The organism is Pyrococcus yayanosii CH1 (assembly GCF_000215995.1).
Classification (GTDB): domain Archaea; phylum Methanobacteriota_B; class Thermococci; order Thermococcales; family Thermococcaceae; genus Pyrococcus; species Pyrococcus yayanosii.
In genome coordinates this window covers 18,231-41,682 of record NC_015680.1, presented here as the reverse complement: position 1 = coordinate 41,682, position 23,452 = coordinate 18,231, and the positions used below count along the sequence as shown (strand labels likewise).

Genomic DNA, 23,452 nt, shown 5'->3' with positions numbered 1-23,452 from the left:
GCCCCCTCATTTTTACATTTGTTCCAATAAGACTCAAAGAGAATTGAAAGGAAGCTCGAATAACTCCTCCTCGTCCTCTAGTATCACCGTTCCAATAAGACTCAAAGAGAATTGAAAGTCTATCAGCTCGTACTTGCCGTCATCGCGCTTACGTACCAAAGTTCCAATAAGACTCAAAGAGAATTGAAAGCTTCTGGTTCTTCCGTAAAGAAACTAACTATTTCCTTTGTTCCAATAAGACTCAAAGAGAATTGAAAGCGACCGCGTTCATCCTCCACGCCAGCCCCGCCCTCGTTCCAATAAGACTCAAAGAGAATTGAAAGACGTGGAGAGCTCGAGCTCTGTGGGGAGAACTATTTGCGCGTTCCAATAAGACTCAAAGAGAATTGAAAGAATTGTAGACGACGAATAGTTTGTGCTTGTTGTTGAGGGTTCCAATAAGACTCAAAGAGAATTGAAAGCTTATAAAGGAAAATCGTGGATATATGTATGTGTTCTTGCTTCAGGATTTCCTTGAATGGGGTTTCTAAATAAGGGGAGATGATAGATCCAAAATTACGAGTGGGGGGAAAGTTAGTGAAGGAGCCTAAGATTGGAGTCCTTGTTATAATTATCCTTTTTTCGCTTGCGCTATCCATGGAAGGATGCATAGAAAAAAGTAGGGATACTGAAAGTAAAGATATCTTGACAACAACTGTAACAGAGACCATAACGAGGACTGAGACGATAATGACCACTAGCACTAAAACAATAAACTATACTATAACCAAAAAAGTGACTACAACATACACTATAACAGAAACAAAAGTAGTTACTAAAACTATAACGACTACGGTAACATTAACATCGACAAAATCTTTTGTCACTTGTGCCTCTCCAAATATCAAATATATAAAAGTTGATCCATCTTTCACACCACTAGACAAAGTAGATCATATTACAATCGAAATCTACATCGAGGGAGATACTAACTGCAAAACATATGGAAGAGTAGAAGTCATTCCAAAAACATATCCCCTTCTTAACGACGATGCATTTCCCAATGAAAACAAAAAACAGTTCCTATTTAATGCAAGTGGTGTACATATTTTTGAGGCTAAAATTCTAGGGGGGAGAGAATATATAATAAAAGTCAAGGCATGCAACAAAGGGGGTTGTACCGAAAAAGGCATTGTAACCCCCTATTATAGACAATACAAAAATCTTGCTAAAATATTAAAGGAGAGGGGAATAATAATAAGCACTGTTTATATGGCGCATAGGTCTGGATACTTTTTCTATGAGGAACATTTAATAGGCAAACCTCTTCTAGGTTCCTACGACAGTTGGGGTAATGAGCTTAGTAACATCGTACAGTGGAAGCATATAGATTGGGCCAACGGGCATGGGATATCAGTATTTTGGATAGAAGTTCATGAGCCGGAGAATGTGCCACTCGTATTATCAGGATTTTTAGAGAAGGGAATGAGCGTCGGGCTTATGGTAAGTTGTTGGGATGAAGTTTTGGAAAAAGGAAGCGCTGATCTCTCAGACAAAAATACTAAAGAGAAATTTGTTTCACTAATAAAAAGTCTGGGAAAATTACTAAACGATCCCAACTATTACAGGATAAACGGCAGGCCAGCAATATTCATTTGGGCGGAAGCCACTTTCAAAAATAGAAGGGAAGCTTACGAGGAAATATTCAGATATGTCAAGGAAGTTTCGGGCTCCGAGCCCTATCTCATAACTGACATAATTCCGGCAATATACGAAGAGGGCATAGATCCGGGAGAAGGATGGAAAAGCTGGTGGAACTATAGAAACTCCGACGGGGGTGAAAGCTTCATAAGTGCCTACTCGGGATGGATAGGTTTCTTCGGGGTGGCTCCAATAGTAGGGGAAGGAGTTAAAATAGTCCCCATAAAAAACAAGAGCACGTTCGACAAGGTTTTCCTGAGTAGATATAATAAACATTTGCAGGAGTGGAGAGAATACGTGGAGAACTCTGGGAGATGCTTCATTCCAACAGTGTCGCCAGGCTTCAGTAGGACTTGGGATCCAAGATTTATCTCATACGAAATAGACAGAAACGTATCGAGGTTTAAGAAAATGTTGGAACTTGCCATTAAATATAGAGGGCACTGTGGTGAAATAAGAATAGACACGTGGAATGACTTCGTGGAGGCAACATTTGTAGAGCCCTCCGAGAGTGATAAGTTCCTGTTCCTTGAGGCAATAAAGGATGTTGTAGAAAAATACGTTATAGAGCTCCATTAAATCCTTTTTTGACCTCAACCCACCGCCATAAGGGAACACTGTCATCTCCCTGTCCAAAAAATGTCTAGTCAGGGTATAAAGCGAGATGGTTATGGTCTAAAAAGGGAAATCACTTCAGGACGGGCCTGAACTTGTAGCCGTAGAGTATGAGCCCATCCTTGTCGAATTCCCTTATCTTCCTCGTTACCATCTCAACCTCCATGCCTTCTCTTATATCTTCAGGGTCGACGTCCGTGAGCTGCGCTAAAACCACCGGCCCCTCCTCGAGCTGGACGAGGGCGAGCGGGTAAGGCTTATAGTACTCGAAGCCGCTCGGCGGATTTCTGACAATCGTCCAGCTGATGACTTTGCCTCTGCCGCTGAACTGGAACTCCTCAATGTTTCTCGAACCGCAGATTGGGCAGATCGGTCTCTTAGGGAACATAACGTGGCCGTTCTCGCACTTTCCCCCTATAAGGCGATACTTCTCTCGGAAGTGCCTCCAGTAGCGGGAAACCTGCATGGGTTTCCCCATCTTCAAACCCTCCTCAGGACGGTGACAGTTATGTTCGAACCGGTCCCACCTATATTTTGAGTCAAACCTATTTCGGCATCCGGAACTTGGTTTGGTGCCTCTCCCCTGAGCTGAAGCACAGCCTCAACGGTCTGATAAACGCCTGTAGCTCCAACCGGATGACCGCGAGCCTTAAGGCCACCCATTGTCTGTATTGGATAGTCACCGTCAATGGCTATCTGTCCCTCCTTGGCGAGCTGGGCACCCTTGCCCCTCTCCGCGGCACCTAAAGCCTCTAAGCTGAGGGCGGCCATGACGGTGAAGGCGTCGTGAACCTCGAAGAAGTCGATGTCCTTAGCAGTAACTCCGGCCATCTTGTATGCTCTCTGAGCGGCAACCCTGGCGGCTTTAAGGTCAAGCAAATCGGCCCTGTTGGCAAGATTTATAGTGTCAACCGCACGGCCCATTCCGGCCACTTCGACCCACTTCTCCTTCGGAACTCCAAGCTCCTTTGCCTTCTCTGGAGTCGTTATTATCACTGCCGCCGCCCCATCGCATACAGGGGATGCGTCAAAGAGCTTGAGCGGATCGGCAATATACGGACTCTTCATGACAGTTTCAACGGTTATGGGCTTCTTAAACATCGCATAGGGGTTTTTGGCACCGTTGGTATGAGCGTTGACTGCGAACAAAGCTAAATCCTCCTCGGTGTAGCCATAGGTGTTCATATAGTGGCGCATTATGAGGGCGTTGAGGGCTACGAAGCTGGCCCCATGGAAGAGCTCCCACTCAGCGTCGCTCGCGTAGGCGAGATATCTGGTGGCATCGCTCGGCCAAACATCCGTCATCTTCTCCACACCAACGACTGCCACTACATCCTCTAAGCCGCTCAGAACAGCTTTGACTCCCTCCTGGACGGCGGCACCGCCGCTGGCGCATGCCGCTTCGATTTTCACGGCTGGAATGCTCCCAAGGTTAGCCCAGTCGGCTATGAGTGCTCCAAGGTTCTCCTGCTCCACGAAGGAGCCGGAGGCCATGTTGCCCACATAGAGGGAATCTACACTGTCGACTCCAGCATCCTCCATGGCGTTGAGGAGGGCCTCAACGGCGAGGTCACGAAGAGAGAGCTTCCAGTGCTCACCAACAGGAGTCATTCCAACCCCAATTATCACGGCCTTCATGCTCACCACCTCAGAGAATGTACTTCCTCCTTGCCTTCGCGTAGAGGGCGTAGTCGATGTACTTCTTCCTGTTCACGTAGTCCTGAACTTTCGGAGCTAGATCGCGTTTCTCCTCTATAGCGTCTTGGACGACGAGGCTGAAGGCGTCGCTTCCCGCACCGGAGCCGAAGGAAACCCAGAGGATTCTGTCGCCCGGCTTGGCAACATCCAAAACAGCTGAGATACCGACCATCGTCGCACCGCTGTAGGTGTTTCCGATTATCCCGGTGAGGAGGCCGGGCAGAACCTTCTCCCTCGGAATGCCGAGGATTTTGGCGACGGTGAGCGGGAACTTAACGTTGGGCTGGTGGAAGACGGCGTAGTCGAAGTCGTCAACGGTTAAGCCTAGCTCCTCCATGAGGCCCTTGGCCGCGTTTATTATGTGGTGGAAGTATGCTGGTTCGCCCGTGAACCTGTTACCGTGCCTTGGGTAATGCTCGTGCTGCCTTCTCCAGAAGTCGGGCGTGTCGGTAACGTAGGAGTAGCTTCCCTCGAAATATGCGAGGGTCTCGGAGCTCTTCTTGCCTACGATGAAGGCCGCTCCACCGGCACCGGCGGTGAACTCGAGGTGGTCACCAGGTCTTCCCTGGGCGGTGTCCGCTCCTATGGCCATTGCATAGTCAACCATGCCGGAGCCCACGAATCCTATCGCCGCCTGAAGGGCCTCGGTTCCGGCCTTGCAAGCGAACTCAAAATCAGCGGCCTCTAAATCTGGCGTCGCCCCGATGGCCTCCGCGATTATAGTTGCCGAGGGCTTAACGGCATAGGGCTTAGACTCGGTGCCGAACCAGATGGCCCTTATGAGCCTCGGCTCAATGCGAGCCCTCTTCAGGGCGTTTCTTGCGGCCTCGATACCAATTGTGACTGTGTCCTCATCAAGGCCCGGAACGGCCTTCTCCTCTATCGGGAAGCTATTAACTCCCCAGACTCTGCCAATTTCTTCGTTCCGTATGCGGTACATGGGAATGTAGGCACCGTATCCGACGATTCCAACATCCCTGATTGGCTTCATAAGCTTCCCCATGAGCATCACCTCTGACGGTCATTCACCCTAGAAGGGGCCCTATTAAAAGGCTTTCGGTGAAAGTTAAAGGAATTTTCGACGATTAACGGACAACAATTTGGACCAATGCTCGGGCCTTGTGGGAAGGGCGGACCTCCTTTTTCTCTTGAATTCCTTTGTGCATTTCCTTTTCAAGTGAAATGCTCAAAGAGTACGCCGAGGAAATAGATTGCGAAGTCATTGCCATCGAAGTAATGCCCGACCACGTGCACGTCTTCCTCAGGGCAAAGCCAAACCTTTCACCAACCAAAATAATCAACCACCTGAAAGGCAAGACAGCAAGAAAACTCCTCCAAGAGTTCCCTAAATTAAGAACAAAGACGACCAACGGTCGCTTGTGGTCACGCTCCTATTTTGTCGCCACAGTCGGCTACGTGACGGACGAGATTGTTAAGCACTACGTTGAAACCCAATGGGAGCGTGAGTTAAAACGAAGAGGAGCGTAACGGTTAAACTCCAGCCCTCAAAGGAGCAAGAAAAAACTCTTTTCGAGTTAGCAGACTTAGGAGCAAAAGTCTGGAACAGAGTGAACTATCTCAGACGACAACAATACTTCCAAGAGCAAATCGTAGACTTCAATTCAACAGAGAAGACTGTTTATGAGGAGTTTAAGAGGGAAATCGGTTCTGCCACAGTCCAACAAATCTGCCGGAAGAATGCTGAAGCGTGGCGTTCATTCTTCTCCCTCCTTCGGAAAAAGAGGAATGGAGAGCTACCCTCCTGGCTCAAGCCAAAACCACCAAACTACCTCAAGGAAGACGGGAAGAGAAAACCGATAATAATCCTCAGGAACGACCAGTATCGGATTGAAGGCAACAAACTAATCCTCAAAGGCCTTGGAAAGTTCAAAAAACTCGAAGTCCAGTTTAAGGGCAGGATACACTTGAATGGGAAACAAGGGAGATTGGAGATAACCTTCGACCCCGTAAAGCGGAAGTGGTACGCTCACGTGAGCTTTACCGTTGAGGAGAAACTTGAGGGCGGGGAATGGGTTAAAATCCCAAAAGAACCATTAGGTAACCTTTCCGCCGGAATTGACCTTGGAGTGAACAACTTAATGGCGGTCTACGTGGAGAATGGAGAAAGCTTTCTGGTCAATGGAAGACCCTTGAAGAGCATTGATTTCTACTGGAGGAGAAAAATTGCCAATTACCAGTCAAAACTCAACAAGTCCGGGGTCAAAATGAGCAGAAAACTTAAGAGAATGCATCAAAAAGCCAAACTTCAGGCTAAACACTACATTAACACTGCAGTCAGGCAAACGGTTAGAAGGCTTTACGAACTCGGGGTCTCAAGGATTGTCGTTGGTTATCCGAAGGGCATTGCCAGGAACTCTGATAAGGGCAGAAAGCGGAATTTCCTCCTCTCCCACGTGTGGCGGTTTAATTACGTCATCAAACGCTTGAAGGAAGTTGCGGAGGAGTATGGTATCTCTGTTGTGGTTGTGAATGAGGCTTTCACTTCTAAAACCTGCCCCGTTTGCGGGAAGCCCCACGATGGGGCGCGCTTTGTTCGTGGTCTTTTTGCGTGTCCCGCGACGGGGCTTGTCTTTAACGCGGACTTGGTTGGAGCGTTCAACATTTTAAAGAAGGTGGCGAGAACCATAACCCCGAACTTGGGTGGTCTTTACGCCCAAGGGAGGGGTAACGGGGGGAAGACCCTCCCCGAGGGGTTCGAAGAACCCGTTTTAGTGGGTCCCCTGATGAGACCCCCTCAAACCTTCCCGCCAATGGCGAGGGGTTAATTCGTTGGAACCCTCGCCCTTCAGGGCGGGGAGGAGGTCAGCAACACAAACCTACGGGAGTTCACTCTCTCACCCCAGGAAGCTTTTCTTAATTTGGATGTAATACACACCCCAAAATACTTCGTAAACTAATGGTTAAAAACACCAAAACGAGGAAACGACTAACTGACCTGAAAAATCCTTATGGTTCTCCGCAAGGCTCGGGCACCCTCACGAAGACAAATGACTGGCCCAGAACAGCCATAACTTTGTCTCCAATTTGCAGAAGTATCTTGGGCTTGAAGTAGAGGCCACTTTATCCTACCATCAATGGAGATGTGGACAACGAGTACCCTCTTCCCCCCGGCGGTATCGTCCTATTTAAAGGCTCAGCAAGGAGAACCGTTTTGACATCCTCGATTTTTTTCAACATTGACGACACCAAACTTCACGACCCTCCATCCACCTGAGAGAGCACCTGAGAATCCTTTATGGACTCCGAGTAGGAAACGCTTAGAACCTCGACAGGGCGCTGTGTGGAAAGAATATCTCCACAGCATACACCTCGATGCTTCCCTCTTTCCTGAAGGACAGCACCCCTGATGTATATCCACCGAAATTTATAGAAACATCTTTCGGTGTTAGGTTGGCTACCTCGATAGTGAGCTTGACAAGAGCAGAGTTTTGGAAGGAGGGTTTACCATAAGCAGAGACCACCACTCGGGCCACGTAGCCAATACCGCAAAGTCCTGGCTTTTCGAACCCCACAAAATCCCGTTCCAAAAACACAAAGCCGCACACAATCTCCCTCAGCGGAAACTCTAAAGCTAATGGCGCATTAAGTTCCTTTCCACACGACTACGTTCTACGGAAACTTCAGAGAGATCCAGAGGCAACTAAAAGAGCTCTATCAGTTTCCACACGATTACGTTCTACGGAAACATATGCTCTCCCAGACGAAGTCGAGAGGATTCTTCGTTATGCAACTTTCCACACGATTACGTTCTACGGAAACGTCAAGGTTCGCCAGGTACAAATGCGGGCGTTGAAATCTTTCCACACGATTACGTTCTACGGAAACGAAATCATCTCCCTAAGGTACAGTGTAGAACTCACCGGGAGGCTTTCCACACGATTACGTTCTACGGAAACATAGAATCCCTTTTCCCTCTGCAAGGTCGGGAGGAACTCTTTCCACACGATTACGTTCTACGGAAACGGTGTGTATGAACGACAGCACAAAGCTTGCCCAGGTTACTTTCCACACGATTACGTTCTACGGAAACCGGGAGGGGCTCCACACGGAACCCCTCCCTCCGGAGCTCCACTTTCCACACGATTACGTTCTACGGAAACTGACGTAGACCTTGGGACAGATTTATGGATAAAAACACCTTTCCACACGATTACGTTCTACGGAAACGAGAATGCCCCTGGGCTCCAGTACTGCTTTATGAAGCTTTCCACACGATTACGTTCTACGGAAACACTTTCCAGACTATTTGCTAGAAGCAGATGTGCTTGAGACTTTCCACACGATTACGTTCTACGGAAACGAGGATGGAGGAGAGGAAGAAGCTAGCGGCCGCGTGGACTTTCCACACGATTACGTTCTACGGAAACCCAGTTGCCGGCTGGCAGGCGAGGGCACGAGCACGCGCCCCTTTCCACACGATTACGTTCTACGGAAACATCAATCGACGATATCCTCGAAGGGCTGGGGAATGTCGCTTTCCACACGATTACGTTCTACGGAAACATGACGATCTTGTCCTTGAAGTGTATTCGCTTGTTGAAGAGCTTTCCACACGGTTACGTTCTACGGAAACCCTCAGGCCAGATGTAGAATGTTTTTCCATCAGCAGCTTTCCACACGATTACGTTCTACGGAAACATTCCTGTTCTTTTATTATGCGTGGGGGTGGTGGGAGTGGCTTTCCACACGATTACGTTCTACGGAAACACACCGAAGAAGACCATGACGAAGACCATGCTGACACCGTACACTTTCCACACGATTACGTTCTACGGAAACGCGACCTCTTCAGCAACTGCTACAACAAGAAAGTCAGCCTTTCCACACGATTACGTTCTACGGAAACGGGAGGGTTACGCTGTTATTTATTAGGGTGATGACCATGAACTTTCCACACGATTACGTTCTACGGAAACCACCTGTAGTAATGCGATAACCTGTTGGTGCAATCTCTTTCCACACGATTACGTTCTACGGAAACACGATAAGGGCACCATCCTCCTCCCACATATCCACCTTTCCACACGATTACGTTCTACGGAAACATTAATGGGATGGGGGTTGTGGGAAGAGGCGAAGAGAACTTTCCACACGATTACGTTCTACGGAAACTTCATTAATAGCTTCGTTGAATTCTTCAATAGTTACACTTTCCACACGATTACGTTCTACGGAAACACGGTGGTGAGGGCTATGACATGGAGTATTGACAAATTCTTTCCACACGATTACGTTCTACGGAAACCCTTGGCGTATTCCCTTTGTTCTTCAAGTAATGATATCTCGGAGCTGGTATTTAAAGTTTTTTCTTGGAACCGGTAGCACTGCACTTCATTTATAAATCTGGCCTGAAAATGAAAAAGCTTGCATAGTTCTAAATTTCACTAATAATCCTGATAGAATGCTTGATTTTGGATTTTAGGAAATCGAAAACCAAATGGCCAAAAATAAGCTCGAACTCGCAATTTAAATCAAAAATAGGGAATTGACTAATCTCTTAGACCCTTCAAACTCAATTGTTTGCTCCTCTAACCGCCAGAGCGGGCGGAAGCTACCTCCACTGTCAAATGAACGCATCTGGCAAGAAATTACCACTAAAATGGTAAACCGAAAATGAAAACCATCGAAAGCAGATAGTATCCAAAAATGTTAGTTTTCTCGCCATAATATGAAATTTTGAAGATGATTGGGGAATAAAAACACTAAAAAAAAGTCGGGGTTTGGATTTTTCGTCTTTGGTAGCACGATGGCCAATCATCAACTAAAGCTTGCGAAGCCTATCTCGTAGAGCTGGCGAAGCATGCGCAGAACTTTTTTAGCCGTGTGCTTGAAGCGGAAATGCTTCTCATATTCGCTCCAGTTGGTGATCATTGTAACAATGACATTGCCATCGAGCCTGTCAATTTCATCCGGCAATTTTACTACCTCTTCCTCGCCATTTTTCCTGAACTTTACGATTATTTGTTCATTTTCTTTCATGCAAAGCTTCAGAACTTCTTTTAGAGGTCCTTCAAGCTTCTTCCTGTTCCCATGGAACTTTGGAAGGACTTTCATTAGGAGAGCGAGATCAAATATTTCGTCATCGTCCCCAAATTTAACAATGCCCAGCTCCTGACTCTCCCTGGCACTCCTGAAGAAGAGGGCTATCTCGTCGATCACGCGGTAGCCGAAGTGCAGATCGTATGGTTCAAGAACCTCATTGAGCTTCCTCAACGCATTCCACAACCCCTCGTATCCCTCTCTTAATTCTCTGACGGCCTCATTAGTCTCCTCCTTTGTCCAAGCGAGGAACTTCCCGCCCCTCCTGAGGTCTTTTAGGATAGCACTCCTCAACTCTTCAATTTCTTTCCGCGATAATTCGATTTTCCTTGGCGGGTAATCTTCAAGCTTGACATCGTGGAACTCAATTGTAAATGCCCTGTCGAGAACTTTCGGACTAAAGGCATAAGTTGTTTCGTCCATGTTCACCGTCCCGATGACATAGAGGTTTGGTGGAAGGTGGAGCTCTTTGGGGATTCCATCGAAGGTCTCAACCTCGTCAACGTCATGAAGCTTAATACCCTCCCTCGTGAATCCACCCTCATCCCTCCCACTCTCAAGGACGCTGAGGAAGTCCGCAAAGTAGTACTCAACGTGAGCAAGATTCATCTCGTCGAGAAGAATGAAGTAGGGCACTGCATTTCTTCCATTGCGCTCGTAGTCCTCTTTGGCTTTGAGAATAAAGTCAAGGAGCTTTGTTCGATGATACCTGCCAGTTAGGGGGTTATAATAGCCTAGGAGAGCCTTTGAATCCCTCCAATCCGGGCGAACAGATAGGAAGAGGAAGTTTTCTCCACTCGAATTAAGAAGTTCTGCGAGCTCCTGAACTATTTTTGTCTTCCCTGCCCCCGTGAGACCCGAGAGGATTACAAAGCCCTTGGTCTTAAGGGCAACATAGAACTGGGCAACTAGATGAGATGGATAAAGGTAGCCCCTTAAGATGAGATAATTATGTAATGTAAACTCCTGAGACGAGATATTTTTGCTAGACATAACTCCTAGCTCTTCCGTGGAAAATTTGCTCAAATAAAATGCCAATTCAAGCGTTGTCTCAACATTTAGTTCGTTCTTAACTTTATTTACTATCTGAACGAATTTTAAGTAGTTGTTCACGTAATCCTTCCATCCTCCCCTCCCCCATACCAATTTAAATCCAAACAACCTTTCTAAAAGAGAATTAAATTTATCCGAAATTACTCCTTTATGAACTGGAATGAACAAGTATGGATTGACAACAGTTAACCAAGTACTTATTATTGACAGTCCAACATCCGAGATATCTATCTCTCTGATATTCTCCTTTAACTCTTTCAAGTCTAGGGACTTTATATCCTTCTTATCTTCTACATCTTTAAGGACTTTTCTGAATTTTTGATCTTTTTGATCTGAGAACATGCGTTTGAATTTTTCGGTTATGTCTTCCTTTTTGTATGCATGCATAAAGTAGAGCATAGCTCTGATTTTTGGAGGTAAGCCATTTATTAGTTTCATTATCTCTTCGATCGGAGGATTATCTTTGAAGATATATTTGGACAATTCCTCGAATTTACTTAGGGCCTCTTTTTCATACTTTTTCCATTCGTCCTTGTACTTCTCTTTTAAGCTTTGAATTATGTTCGCTAGCTCAAGTATCCCACTATCCGAAACCATCATTTTCTACCACCTCAGGCCGAAGTTTTAGATACCCGACTCCCTCAAAGTCGTCAAGCAGGATTAGAGTTGCTAAATCGAAATCAGTGAGCTTCCTTCCCCTCGTTTTGAAAAACACACTCACATCTCCGGGATAAACCACCACCGCAAACCTGCACCCCAATGCATCCCTATATGTGTGCATCTTGTATATATCCTCCAGCTTTGCCCATGTCCAATAATTCCACTCTCTCTCCAAAGCTTCGACTTCTTCATCAAAGCTTTCCATTTCTTTGGGCTCATCAACGACATCAAGCTTGAACTTCGCATCGAAGACTCCAATGAGTCTAGTTCCCGCTCTATCTGGATCCCCATCAAAAAGCGAAAAGTCTGGCCTCATGGTTACAGAGTAGCTCCACCTTTTTGGAACTAGCTCCTTATTGTAATAAAGCCTCCAACCATTATCAAACTCCGCATAAACGTCTCCGCTTTCGGGTAGCTCGCCCCCCGGAGTAATTACGATTTTGAGCTCTTTACTTCCGAGAATTTCTCCAAGCTCCTCGACCAGCCTAAAGAAGGCCCAGTACTCGTAAAGTTTCGCTATATCCTTATTGTCTATCGCCCCCTGCAGCTCCTCGAAGAAAGGCGAATACGCCGTGAACTCCCTGTAAAGCTCAAGCAGGTCGCGGTAGCCAACGCCCTTCAAAAGCGCCTGTGAAGTGTAAGGAAAGAACTTCATCTCACCAATCTCTTCCCAAACTCCATTGCTCCTTATGAATTCAAACTCTCTCAAGAGTTCCTCAATAGCATTGACCTCAGCTCTATCCCCAAAGACCCCAATGACACGCTCACTCCACTCCACAAGTAGGTTGAGAAAATACTTGACAAAACGATTTTCCGGTGTATCAACGCTCTCATATTTCCTAAAACTAAGAACCCTCATAGGAACGTGCCCCCTAAGGTACTCGGACAATAAAACCCCCTCCCCCACTGAAACCAGATGTTCTGGGTATTGAACGATGGAAAAGAAAGTCTCTGATGTTACCTCACTCACATCTTCAAGCCCAAGCCAATCCTCCTCGACAACAAGCTTCCTCTTGATGTGCCTCAGCATCGTCTCAAAAGCCTCAAGAATCCTCTCCTTATTCGAACGCAGATAATGATATGCAAAAAGCTCGCTCATAGGCTCCCCCGATTCAACAACTCCAAATCCAGTAGGAGCTCTGACAGAAAATGGCAACAAGGATGAAATCTTGATTATATCGTTAACAATGGTCTCGTAAAATCTTCTATGAACCTCTATAATGGCTTTTATGTCCTCTTCATCCTTTTTTATGCCGTATATTTGGAGTATCTTACGCGAAAGCACCTCGACATCTCTAAAAATCTTCCTCCCCTTCTCTTCAATCACCTCAACGCGAGCTCTCCCAACATAATTCCTAAACGAAAACTGCGCAACATACGCGTTTTCTTTAATCTTCCTTGATACAACCTCCTCCCCTCCAGCCTTGACTATGAACGGTCTTTCTCCCACAACCCAATACTCAGCCCACTCAAAAAGGTAAAGCCGTCCTTCATAAGTTATCAAATCCTCCCCAACTAGCCAGTACCCATCTTCACCGTTTATTGGGACCTCCATATACGTCCCCTCTTCCCGTAGAATTCGCCGATCCCAACAATCAATTTCCAGCAAAGCTTTAAATACTTTACTCTTAAATTACGCACCGGTGAGCCAGATGAAATACATAAACATAACATCATTAAATTACAAGAAAATGGAAGACCTAGAATATATGGCAGCCCTCACCGAAAAAGTTCCCTACTATGATTTTAAAGAGAAAAAGGCAAAATTCATTGAAAAGGAAAAAGTCAAAGAGATCAGCGCAGAACTCGCGAAAAAAGGAATGTTCGCAGAAGCGAAAGAGCTTCTCGAGGCAGCGAAAAAAGATTACCTCAAAGAACTTGAGAAAAAGCTCGTACCTAAGACGGTACCCCTCCGAATATCATTTCCCTCGTGGATAAAACTCCAAGCCCTAGCACTTAAATATGAGACATCCCCCTCCGCAATTCTAAGAAAACTCCTGATTACAGCAACTCAGGATCTCATCGAAACTCTGAAAAAAGATGGCATTATAACTCAAAGAGCATATGAAACAATTAAAAATGCCCTGAACAGACTAGAGAAAATAAAAGAAAGGAGAACATTCAATGAGGACGAAAAAGGGAGAAAATTCGTAATAATTTACGAACACGAGGAACAAATAAACCCCTCCGATCTCAAGCATATCCACCACTTCCTAAAGCATCTTGTGAAAACCCATGCCTCCAAAGAGAATATCCCAGAAGAAATCGTGGATCTCTTGTTCGAAAAGAACATAACTAGCGACTTTAAGACACCCGAAGCCTTCTTCTACACATATGCAGGCATTTTCAAAGAAAACGATGAAGTGTTCCTAAAATTTGGCTGTGAAGTCAACACCCTCGACATTGACCACGTCGTATTTGAGTATCCAGTAAGGGTTGTCCAAGAATTCCCGCCAGAAACAATCCTTAAATTCCATAGAAAACTAGGATTCGAAGCGTTCGTTGAGTGTCCTCACGTCATAGAGAAGATTAAGGCCAAGCTGGCATCAGGAGAAAGTATAACCCTCGAGGACTATAAAGACATCTTCTGCCACAAGTTTGACAAGGAGATAGAGGTTCTCTTCAGAGCGAGCCCAGAAAAGCTAACTTTCACCCCGAAGCTCTTACCCTACTTGTTCGAAGACTATCCCCTACCCCTATTCAAGATGACGTTCTCAAAGGACGAACTAAGAATAAATGGGATAAGGCTAAGAAAGAAGGCAAAGCGGGACGAAATTGACAAAAATATCGAAGAGCTAAAGAAACGAATTAAAGAAGCCTACTGGAAGACGCTCAATCTTACGGAAAAAGAAGTTCTTGAAGCCGAATCAAAGCTTAAAGCTGGGTACATTGACGAAACTACCCTCGAGACCCTAGCAATTGTCAAGGGTCTGGAACTATTTGTTCACTATCTGGTCAGGAGAAACAGTGATGGAGGAGATATATTGTCCGCATTTACCAGACCATCAGAAGTGTTCACAACAACATTCCCAAAACCATTAATCAGAATACTTGAGCTATTCCACGGAAAAAAGATAAAGGACATCCTGGAGGAAATGATACTGGAAGAGCCACTCTAAACTGCTCCCCATTTTCTTTTGAGCACAATACTCCAACACATTTTATTGCTCAACCCAACAGCAAAACTTATAAACATTTATGATTATATTACACAATGGGGAACCACGAAATATTACGAGATCATCATAATTATGAGGTGAGTGAGAATGTTTACCAATTCTAAAATCTCCCACACCTGCCCCAACTGCGGCTCGACAAACCTCGTCTACGATCCCTATCGCGGAGAAATATACTGCCAAAACTGTGGAGAAATAATACAGGAGAACATTATCGACCTACGTCCCGATTATCGGATTTTTGACAGCAACCAGTGGAAAAAACGCTCCAGAATTGGAGCTCCTGAGAGTATTCTTCTTCATGATAAGGGTCTCTCCACGGACATAGGCATAGATCGCTCTCTCACGGGTTTGATGAGGGAGAAGATGTATAGGCTTAGGAGGTGGCAGTCTCGTTTGAGGGTTAGTGATGCTGCGGAGCGTAATCTTGCTTTTGCTCTTAGTGAGCTTGATAGGATTACGGCCCAGCTTAAGCTTCCGAAGCATGTTGAGGAGGAGGCGGCTAGGCTTTATAGGGAGGCTGTTAGGAGGGGGCTTATTAGGGGCCGCTCAATTGAGAGTGTTATTGCAGCTTGCGTTTACGCCGCCTGCAGGCTCCTAAAAGTCCCAAGAACCCTCGACGAAATCAGCGACATCTCAAGAGTTGATAAGAAGGAAATTGGGAGAAGTTATCGCTTCATAGCCCGCAATTTAAACCTCACACCCAAGAAATTATTCGTGAAACCCACGGATTACGTGAACAAGTTTGCCGATGAACTAGGCTTGAGTGAAAAGGTTAGAAGAAAAGCCGTGGAAATTTTGGAAGAAGCTTATAGGAAGGGATTGACAAGCGGGAAAAGCCCCGCTGGTTTAGTAGCAGCAGCCCTCTACATCGCCTCCCTCCTCGAAGGAGAAAAAAGAACCCAAAGAGAAGTCGCCGAAATAGCAAGAGTAACAGAAGTAACCGTAAGAAACAGATACAAAGAACTAGTAGAAAAACTTGGACTTAAACTACCCTCAGCTTTCATAACCAACATAGCTAAAGCAGAAGTTCCCCCTGAAGCCACCCAACAGCCGTGAGCATCTCCTCCTCTTTTACCTCTCCCTTCAGATGTTCCCTGAGGACGAATAAATCTATCTCCCTCAGCGGAAGGTTCTTCAGCCGAATTAGGTAGCCATCGCCATAGAGCGTCCTACTTGATCTCACCCCAAGCACTTTTCCCGTTATCATGTAATCGTCCATGAATGCACCGCTGAGGGGCACAGGCAGGAGTAGTTCAGCCTCCTCAAGGTTAACTTTTATAGGTCCGGCATCGGGTAATTCTACCTCAAAGTTATCCCCAGGAGGCCCAGCTCTGGCCCCGTAAGCAAGGAACGCCAGCCTTACTTCGTCAGTCTCAACCCTTAGATAGTCGGCCTTTCTCTCGACATAATCAACCGCGAAAAAACTCACGCTCGGCTTTACCTCCCCGAGAACCTCACCAGCGATATTGCCCTCCAGCCCATTAGCCCACTCAAAGACCCTCTCTACCCGGAACTGACTGCTCGTCTCTGCCATCAGAACTGGAAACGCCGTAACGAGGCGGGGCTCCGGATCTTCCATCACGACAGTCCTCATGAGAACGTCGTCGCCAAAGGGCAGGTCGTATATCCTTACATCGACGGTTTTGGTGCGGGGAAAGAGTCTTCCCTGCCTCAGCTCGGCTTTTACGGTTCTGTATTCCGGGTTCTCCTCGTTCAGCTTTCTCATGAGCCAGCTCACGACCCAAAGAGGGTCCGGATAAACCGTGTCTATGTGGCTCCCGTGGGTTATGCCCTTTATACGTTTTAACTTTAACATTCCTCCGAGTATCACGAGAACTCCCCGGGTTAGTAGTAGAGGACTGCTTTATTTAAAGCTTATGCTCCTTTAAGTGAGGAGGGTGATCAGCATCATTCATCTCTGGAAGTGGCTTCTTCAGGCTCGATGACGACGTAAGGCCCTGTGCTCAAGCTCTTTATTTCCTCCTTCGTCAGTAGCCTGCTCCTCACTTTTTCGCCTATGAGGGCACTGTTTCCAAAGGGGTCCATTACCTTAACCGTCAGAGGCTTTTTGCCCTCTCTGACGTCCTCTATGTAGGCCAACAGCTCATCTATCCTCTTCACGGCATCCTCGTCTTCCTCCTGCTCCTTGAAGTCCCTCGCCATCAGGAGGACCTCCTTAACCCTCTCCAGAACACCTTCAACGTTGCTGACGAAGCCCTCTGAGGCTGGGCCCGGCTCTATTTTCACGCCCAGCTCAACGAGCTCTATGGTTCCGCTCTTGCTTCTAACGACGCGCGTGAAAAGGTCCCTCTCCTCCTCAACCCTGACCTCATAGAGTCTTGGCTCCCTCTCCTCGAGTATCATGACGTCGGCGCTTTTGTAGCCACACTTCTCGCATATCACGGTGCTCTCCATAACCTCGCCAAAGTAAGGAATCCTGTGGATAAGCTGGATAGCCTTAAGCGTCCCCTTTCCGCCACATATCGGACAGTCGCCAAGCCTAAGCTCTTGAATCATCTCGGGTTTAAGCTCTCCCATTCATACCACCTGCCTATAATCCGAAAATTATGGTTTATAAATAAATAGGCATGCAAAGCCTTTTAAACAACAGAGAGAAGGGCCGAGCATGGAGCTGTTCTACCGGGTGAGCCTGCAGGAGATAGTGGCAGACGCTCTCACGCTCGTTGAGGAGAGGGAGCTCTCATCGAAGCATGCCCTCGAGAGGATATTCTCCAAAGTCGAAGGAAGGGACAGGGAGAAGGCAAGAGGAATTGCACACGCTTACGTCTTCGAGATCGAGAAATGGCGAGCCAAGATAGACTTCATAATAAACTCCGTCCTGAGGGGGTCAAAGGTTGATGACCTTGACCCCTATCTGGCGAACCTCCTTCGCATTGGAACGTTCGAGATGAAGTTCAAGGGCGTGAATCCGGCGATAGCGACGGATTCCATCGTGAGGGTCGTCAAAGAGCGCTTTGACTTGGCAAAAGCCAAATTCGTGAACGCCATCCTCAGGGAAGTTGAGAAATTTGACGTAGAAAGGGCTCTGAAGAAGCTAAAAGAGAAAGACAGGGTCGAGTGGTTATCCGTCCGCTTCTCTCATCCCCGCTGGTACGTTGAATATGTAATCAACCTCCTCGGCTACGATGAGGCCGTCCGATTATTGCTTAGCAACCTAAGACCACAACGCTACTACATCAGGGTGAACACGCTAAAGGCGGACGTAGATAAGGTCAAGAAATACCTTGAGGAGAATGGCGTTAGGGTTGCATACACGCCTGTGGACGACGTCCTAAAGGTTCTCGACTACGAGACGCCCGTGACGAGGCTGGAATGGTATAAGAGGGGATACTTCGTGATTCAGGACCTCGCCAGCGCCTACGTGGCCCATGTTCTAAAACCTGAGCCCGGCGAGAGGGTTCTCGACCTTGCAGCGGCACCAGGAAGCAAGACCTTCCATGCCGCCGCCCTTATGGAGAACAAAGGTGAAATAGTGGCCGTGGATTACTCCTACGAGAGACTAATAAAGATGAAAGAGCGAATGAAAAGGCTAGGCGTCAAGAATGTCAGGCTCGTCCACGCGGACGGCCAGAACTTTAAAGATGAGAGGGATTTCGACAAGATCATCCTCGACGCTCCCTGCTCCTCCTCAGGCACCTACAGGCAGTTCCCAGAAGTCAAGTGGCGCTTCGACGAGAACAAAATCAAACGCGTGATAAGCGTCCAGAGGAACATGCTCCTCAACGCCTACGAGAACCTACGCGCCGATGGTGAAATGACGTATTCGACCTGTTCGATAAGGATAGACGAGAACGAGGAGAACGTTCTCTTCGCCCTCGAGAGAGGCTTTGCCCTCATAAAACATCCCTTTAACTGGGGTGACAGAGGCTTCCTTGAAATCGGCGAAAGGGTTTTTAGAACGTGGACCCACAGGCACGACTGCAACAGCTTCTTCATAGCAAAACTGAGAAAAGAATGAAATCAGACGGGCTCGAAGCGGTCCTTGAGCTTCTCGAGGACACCCGGCAGGGTTGTGTACTCCATCTCCTCGAGCGGGAGCCTGTGAGGCTCGAAGGGTCCGTGTCTCCTCATGTACTCGGTAATCTCAAGGGCCTTCTGGCGAGCGTAGTCAAAGGCTGGGTCGTCGAAGAGGTCAACCGGACCGACGAGCTTACCCTCAGGGCTTATCTGCCAACCCAGAGCAACCGCCCTAGGCGGACCGTCGAACCTAGTCGGAGTCGCGTATTTGAGCGGGACAGGCATGAGCGGACCGTTGTGAGAACCGCGCATCCAGCCACTGACGAGGTGCGGGAACGCGAAGGGCTCCAACACCTCTCCAAGAGCCGGGAGACCGCTCTGAGCCCTAACGATTGCGACGGGGTCGTCCTTACCCACATACTCTCCCGCCACTTCATAGAGCTTCTCCGTTGAGACAACGGCGACGGGCTCGTCCTTAGGTATCGGGTGACCCTCCTTCGGGAAGACACGCTTGATGACGTAGCGACTCTTGGCTCCTATGAGGGCGAGGATGTCGTACATTTCCTCGGGAGAGCTCATTATGACGCGCTTGTGCTCGAGGATGTCCCATATCTCGAAGCGGAAGCCCATGTGCATCTTAGGGTCAATGACGAGACCGGCCGTGGTGAAGGGGTCGGCGAACATCCTGAATATCGGCAGGTTGAAGGCTCCAGGTTCGGTCTTGTCAAGGTGGAACGTCACTATGGGCTCGCTCTTCCTAAGGGTTATCTCCATCTCAGCGACGCTTGGACCAAGGCCTCTCACGTTCCCGCTGAAAGCATCCTTAAGGAGATCCTGCCCAGCCCCATAAAGACCAAGGGCCTTAGCTACCTCGGTAGCCTTCTTGAAAGCCTCCCAAGCGAGTCCATGGACATCAGGGCTGTCAACACCCTTCTTGTGGGTCATGATGAGCTGGAGATCATCGCCCACGTAGGTGACATAGAAGTCTATTATCGTGCCCTCTTTCTGGGCCTCTGCAAGAACTTCCTTCGCTCTCTCTATCAGGGCCGGATGAACCCTCGAGTGGCCTGGCCAACCCCCAACATCAGCCTTTATTACGCTTATGGTTATCTTCTCTCCCACCGCCATTTTTTACCACCGGGGAAAGATTTTTGTTACACATTTATAAAATTTGCCAAAGCTAAAGTTTATCACCGCGAATGATACGCAATCACCCAAAGTTTTTCTGGTCATATAACCAGCTGATCGTGGAGTAATCGCCATGATTTTGGGTTAGTTCTTGAAATAGACAAAAAGAGCACAACCGAGAAGTCAAAGAAATCCGAGGAGCGTCGCCTCATCTCCCGGAGCTCCGACCTTCATGGCTGGTGAGATGCACGGCCAGAATGACGGAAGACCGTAGGCAAAAATTTATAAATTTTGATGGTTTCTCTTTACTCCGGGTGTTTGGATGATTGAAGTCGAGAGGCTCACGAAAAGGTATGGAGGAGCGATAGCCGTTAATGACATCACGTTCACCGTTAATGACGGGGAGATATACGGACTTCTTGGACCCAACGGAAGCGGTAAATCCACGACCCTAAAGATAATAGCCGGCATAATAAAGCCAACGTCCGGAAGAGTCATCGTCGAGGGCATAGACGTCCTCAAAGACCCCATGGCCGTGAAAAGAATTTCAGGCTACGTCCCCGAGACTCCCGTCCTCTACGAGAGCCTCACCCCCACGGAGTTCTTCAGCTTCGTGGGAAGCGTGAGGGGAATCGAGGAAGACGTGCTGGAGGACAGGGTAAGGCGACTAGTGGAGGCCTTCGGCATAGAGAAATACATGAACCAGCTTATAGGAACCCTGAGCTTCGGGACAAGGCAGAAGATCTCCCTCATAAGTGCTCTCCTCCACGATCCAAAAGTTCTGATTCTCGATGAAGCCATGAACGGCCTCGACCCTAAGAGTGCCCGCGTTTTCAGGGAACTTCTCATGGAATTCAAGGCCGAGAGCAAGAGCATAATCTTCTCCACCCACGTTCTGGCCCTTGCAGAGCTCGTCTGCGACAGGATAGGTCTCATCCACAACGGAAAACTGATAGCAGAAGGAACCGTCGAGGAGCTCAAGGAGCTCGCAAAAGAGGAGAGCCTCGAGGACGTCTTCCTAAAGCTGACGGAGGCCAAGGATGAGGTCGCTATCCTAGTGAACGTCCTAAAGGAGGCCCTGTGAATGCTTAGGCTTCTCTATAGAGAGCTCCGCTATCGCATAATGAAGGACAACCCTATGATAGCAGGCGACCCCGAGAAGCTGGAGAAGAATCTGAAACATCAAGGTAGCATACTCTGGAGCGTTGGCCTTCAGAGCATCGTCTACCTCGGCCTTGGGGCAATGCTAGGGGCGAGCATTTACTTCGCGAAGGAAGGAAGGGCAGTAATCTTCGCCTCCTATCTTCTCCTCCCCTTCATAATCTCCCTCTACACCTCGACGCTCAACGTATCCTACGCCGTCTCGATGGGCATCTTCGAACCCCTCAAGCCTCTCCCGGTGAAGAGCTCGCCGCTATACCTCTCAGCCCTTATCCTGCTCGACGTCGTTCCGGCCTTCTTCCTGCTCCTACCAGCCGTTCTTGCCCTCGCCAATGTTCCGGCAGCTTTGCTTGGCATCCTCTGGACCCTCACGGCCATATTCATGGGTCATTCGCTGGGCCTCTTCATATACGTCCACTTCGGCACCATCCACGTCGGCAGGAGGAGTATACTGAAGAACATCGGGAAGACCATCGGGATATTGCTCATCGTGGGCATCTACTACGTCATCCGCTTCATGGAGGACTACATAGAGAGCCACATCGAGATGCTTGCCGGTATCTTCGAGCGGTATTCCTTCGCCTTCCCGATGGCCGCGTCCACCGTTTACGAGCCCCTCAAAAGCATTGGACTCCTAACCCTCTATATGGCCTTTTCCCTCGCCCTCTACATCTATACCCTCCGCCGCGTCTGGGAGGCCGTGAGTGAGCCAAGGGTGGTAGGAAAAACGGGAGAAGGCTTCAGGCTCTCGGTGAAAGAGCCAGTCGTGGCGGTGGCCCTCAAGGACCTGAAAACGGTGTTCAGGAGAAGCCAGCTCCTCGCATCCTTCTTGGTTCCCGTTTACGTGGTCTTCTATCCCCTATATCAAGCGATAAGCTCTGGCCTCCGGCCAAGTGAGACACTCCTCGTGCTTCTGATAGTCAGCCTGCTGACATCAATGCTCTCCGATGCCGCCTTAAAACTTGAAGCGGAGGGCTTTGAGTTCCTCCGGACCCTGCCCCTCCAGAGGGAAACCTTCCTCATGGGGAAGGCCCTCACGATGGCCGCGATACCGACTGGAATGGTTGCAATTCTGGTTACCCTCTCGGTGCTCCTAAATGGAGCGAAGGCCCTTCCGCTGCTTCTCTACCTTCCCCTGCCCCTCGCGACGGCCCTAATAAGCGTTGCCTACGTGGCCTCCAAGATGGGCGACGACATCGCGATGCCAAAGATGGGCTTCGTGGATTCCATAGCGATGTTCCTCCTTACCCTCATCCCAGTCCTCCTGATAGGGATCGCTCATCTGCTTATTGGCCATCCGGAAGACTACCTTGCCGGTTTCATCATAGAGATGGCTGTGATGCTCACGGCCAGCCGGATACTGCGCTAGCAGGTTACATGGAATATCGCCAGGACCCTTTTCTCTTTTCGCAGTTCCTCGAAGAGCTCAAGGGCTTCGGGGGTCGGCTTCTCAATGACCTCCCTGTTCTTTACCAGCTCCTTCGCCTCCGGCAGGAGGGAGAGCATGCCATAAATCCCGGTACCGACCAAGAGGACATCAAAGTCCTCCTTTAAATACTCCTTCAGCTCCTCGGGGTCAAGGCGGTGACTCGTGCCGTGTTTCCGCTTGCTTATCTCCTTCCTCCTGCGATCTATCCTCCCGCTCGGATAGACCACGATATCGTGCTCGAACGTCCTACCATCTATGGTTATCCTGCCGAACTTGACCTTCCCCACCCTATCCTCCCCCCAAGGGCATCCCTCAGGATGTCAGCATGGTCGAAGGCCAGGGGGAGGCGAGGGAGAGCATCTATCGGGAAGACCCTGACCTCCCTGGCGTCGTCCCCAGCCTTTAACTCGCCAAGTCCGAGGGCGAGAAAGGCTATCGTAACCGTGTGTCCCCGCGGATCCCTGTCTGGCCTAGAGTAGACACCAACGAGGCTTAAGAGCTTAACGTCAAGGCCGGTCTCTTCTTTGGCCTCCCTCACAGCAGCTTCTTCCACAGTCTCCCCATATTCCACGAAGCCTCCGGGAAGGGCCCAGTGGTCCTTATAGGGCTCTTTTCCCCTTTTCACCAAGACAACGCCACCCTCATAGAGTATCACTAGGTCGACCGTTAGCCCTATGCACCTGTACATCTCCGCCCTTAGTCCAAACTCCCTTGCCAAGGCCTTTACCCTCTCCCTGAAGGGCGTTACATCGACCCCCTTCAGGGCCTTCACCAGTAACACGTACCTCTCCATTGGCACCACCGCTCAGCT

The 23,452-nt window shown here is 48.4% G+C and carries 17 protein-coding genes, 2 pseudogenes and 2 CRISPR repeat arrays (1 of these 21 running past the window's edge); of the genes and pseudogenes, 8 read left to right on the top strand and 11 right to left on the bottom strand.

Features of this window, described 5'->3' with window-relative positions:
• Window positions 1–461: a CRISPR direct-repeat array (repeat unit 30 nt; unit sequence GTTCCAATAAGACTCAAAGAGAATTGAAAG); it reaches 525 nt to the left of the window's first position.
• A 115-nt stretch (window positions 462–576) separates the two neighbouring features.
• Window positions 577–2,259, top strand: a complete 1,683-nt coding sequence (locus tag PYCH_RS00200) for a glycoside hydrolase family 99-like domain-containing protein (protein WP_013904815.1) — start codon at window positions 577–579, stop codon at window positions 2,257–2,259.
• 109 nt (window positions 2,260–2,368) lie between these two features.
• Here the strand turns inward: PYCH_RS00200 and PYCH_RS00195 are convergent, their stop codons facing one another.
• The 3 genes from PYCH_RS00195 to PYCH_RS00185 are packed head-to-tail and all read right to left on the bottom strand — an operon-like array spanning window position 2,369 to window position 4,996.
• A complete protein-coding gene (locus PYCH_RS00195) occupies window positions 2,369–2,773 on the bottom strand; it encodes a Zn-ribbon domain-containing OB-fold protein (RefSeq protein WP_013904814.1) in 405 nt (134 codons plus the stop codon).
• 2 nt (window positions 2,774–2,775) lie between these two features.
• Window positions 2,776–3,933, bottom strand: coding sequence for a thiolase domain-containing protein (locus tag PYCH_RS00190; protein ID WP_013904813.1), 1,158 nt, complete (start codon window positions 3,931–3,933; stop codon window positions 2,776–2,778).
• A gap of 10 nt (window positions 3,934–3,943) precedes the next feature.
• The gene (locus tag PYCH_RS00185; RefSeq protein WP_013904812.1) at window positions 3,944–4,996 is read right to left on the bottom strand and encodes a hydroxymethylglutaryl-CoA synthase; all 1,053 of its coding nucleotides are present in this window, start codon (window positions 4,994–4,996) and stop codon (window positions 3,944–3,946) included.
• 176 nt (window positions 4,997–5,172) lie between these two features.
• On the opposite strand from PYCH_RS00185, the pseudogene tnpA reads away from it, so the two are divergent.
• Window positions 5,173–5,481: pseudogene (gene tnpA, locus PYCH_RS00180) on the top strand (IS200/IS605 family transposase); the annotation flags it as partial.
• Window positions 5,469–6,779 (top strand): annotated as a pseudogene (locus PYCH_RS00175) (RNA-guided endonuclease InsQ/TnpB family protein); the annotation flags it as partial. The pseudogenes tnpA and PYCH_RS00175, both read left to right, overlap by 13 nt.
• Window positions 6,780–7,271: 492 nt before the next feature.
• On the opposite strand, the gene PYCH_RS09715 reads toward PYCH_RS00175, so the two are convergent.
• From PYCH_RS09715 to PYCH_RS00160, 3 genes are all read right to left on the bottom strand, one after another.
• On the bottom strand, window positions 7,272–7,559 hold the full coding sequence (locus PYCH_RS09715; RefSeq protein WP_048058119.1) for an alpha-crystallin domain-containing protein: 288 nt from the start codon (window positions 7,557–7,559) through the stop codon (window positions 7,272–7,274).
• 45 nt (window positions 7,560–7,604) lie between these two features.
• A CRISPR array of direct repeats spans window positions 7,605–9,259; the repeat unit is 29 nt; unit sequence CTTTCCACACGATTACGTTCTACGGAAAC.
• A 512-nt stretch (window positions 9,260–9,771) separates the two neighbouring features.
• Complete coding sequence (locus tag PYCH_RS00165; protein ID WP_237698671.1) at window positions 9,772–11,706, bottom strand: McrB family protein; 1,935 nt, start codon at window positions 11,704–11,706, stop codon at window positions 9,772–9,774.
• Window positions 11,690–13,321: a DUF2357 domain-containing protein gene (locus PYCH_RS00160; protein ID WP_013904801.1), complete on the bottom strand. Its 1,632-nt coding sequence runs from the start codon at window positions 13,319–13,321 to the stop codon at window positions 11,690–11,692. Before PYCH_RS00160 ends, PYCH_RS00165 begins: the two co-directional genes overlap by 17 nt.
• A 97-nt stretch (window positions 13,322–13,418) precedes the next feature.
• Between PYCH_RS00160 and PYCH_RS00155 the strand changes: the two genes are divergently transcribed.
• Entirely contained in the window at window positions 13,419–14,885 is a 1,467-nt protein-coding gene (locus PYCH_RS00155; RefSeq protein ID WP_013904800.1) for a hypothetical protein, read from the top strand.
• A 147-nt stretch (window positions 14,886–15,032) separates the two neighbouring features.
• Window positions 15,033–16,001, top strand: coding sequence for a transcription initiation factor IIB (locus PYCH_RS00150; RefSeq protein WP_013904799.1), 969 nt, complete (start codon window positions 15,033–15,035; stop codon window positions 15,999–16,001).
• Here the strand turns inward: PYCH_RS00150 and PYCH_RS00145 are convergent.
• A complete protein-coding gene (locus PYCH_RS00145) occupies window positions 15,961–16,776 on the bottom strand; it encodes a hypothetical protein (RefSeq protein ID WP_013904798.1) in 816 nt (271 codons plus the stop codon). The two genes, PYCH_RS00150 and PYCH_RS00145, sit on opposite strands and share 41 nt — an antisense overlap.
• Before the next feature lie 77 nt (window positions 16,777–16,853).
• Window positions 16,854–17,483: a ZPR1 zinc finger domain-containing protein gene (locus PYCH_RS00140; RefSeq protein ID WP_013904797.1), complete on the bottom strand. Its 630-nt coding sequence runs from the start codon at window positions 17,481–17,483 to the stop codon at window positions 16,854–16,856.
• 88 nt (window positions 17,484–17,571) lie between these two features.
• Between PYCH_RS00140 and PYCH_RS00135 the strand changes: the two genes are divergently transcribed.
• Window positions 17,572–18,924, top strand: coding sequence for an RsmB/NOP family class I SAM-dependent RNA methyltransferase (locus tag PYCH_RS00135; protein ID WP_013904796.1), 1,353 nt, complete (start codon window positions 17,572–17,574; stop codon window positions 18,922–18,924).
• Window positions 18,925–18,926: 2 nt separating this feature from the next.
• On the opposite strand, the gene fbp is transcribed toward PYCH_RS00135, so the two are convergent.
• Window positions 18,927–20,051, bottom strand: a complete 1,125-nt coding sequence (gene fbp, locus PYCH_RS00130) for a fructose-1,6-bisphosphate aldolase/phosphatase (RefSeq protein WP_013904795.1) — start codon at window positions 20,049–20,051, stop codon at window positions 18,927–18,929.
• Window positions 20,052–20,373: 322 nt separating this feature from the next.
• Here fbp and PYCH_RS00125 point away from each other — a divergent pair, with 322 nt between their 5' ends.
• Window positions 20,374–21,135, top strand: coding sequence for an ABC transporter ATP-binding protein (locus PYCH_RS00125; RefSeq protein ID WP_013904794.1), 762 nt, complete (start codon window positions 20,374–20,376; stop codon window positions 21,133–21,135).
• The gene (locus PYCH_RS00120; RefSeq protein ID WP_013904793.1) at window positions 21,136–22,581 is read left to right on the top strand and encodes a hypothetical protein; all 1,446 of its coding nucleotides are present in this window, start codon (window positions 21,136–21,138) and stop codon (window positions 22,579–22,581) included.
• Here the strand turns inward: PYCH_RS00120 and PYCH_RS00115 are convergent.
• Together PYCH_RS00115 and PYCH_RS00110 are read right to left on the bottom strand one after the other, a co-directional pair.
• The gene (locus tag PYCH_RS00115) at window positions 22,578–22,928 is read right to left on the bottom strand and encodes an Mth938-like domain-containing protein (RefSeq protein WP_013904792.1); all 351 of its coding nucleotides are present in this window, start codon (window positions 22,926–22,928) and stop codon (window positions 22,578–22,580) included. The genes PYCH_RS00120 and PYCH_RS00115 overlap by 4 nt on opposite strands.
• Window positions 22,901–23,434, bottom strand: coding sequence for an NUDIX domain-containing protein (locus PYCH_RS00110; RefSeq protein ID WP_013904791.1), 534 nt, complete (start codon window positions 23,432–23,434; stop codon window positions 22,901–22,903). Before PYCH_RS00110 ends, PYCH_RS00115 begins: the two co-directional genes overlap by 28 nt.
• Window positions 23,435–23,452: the final 18 nt, after the last annotated feature.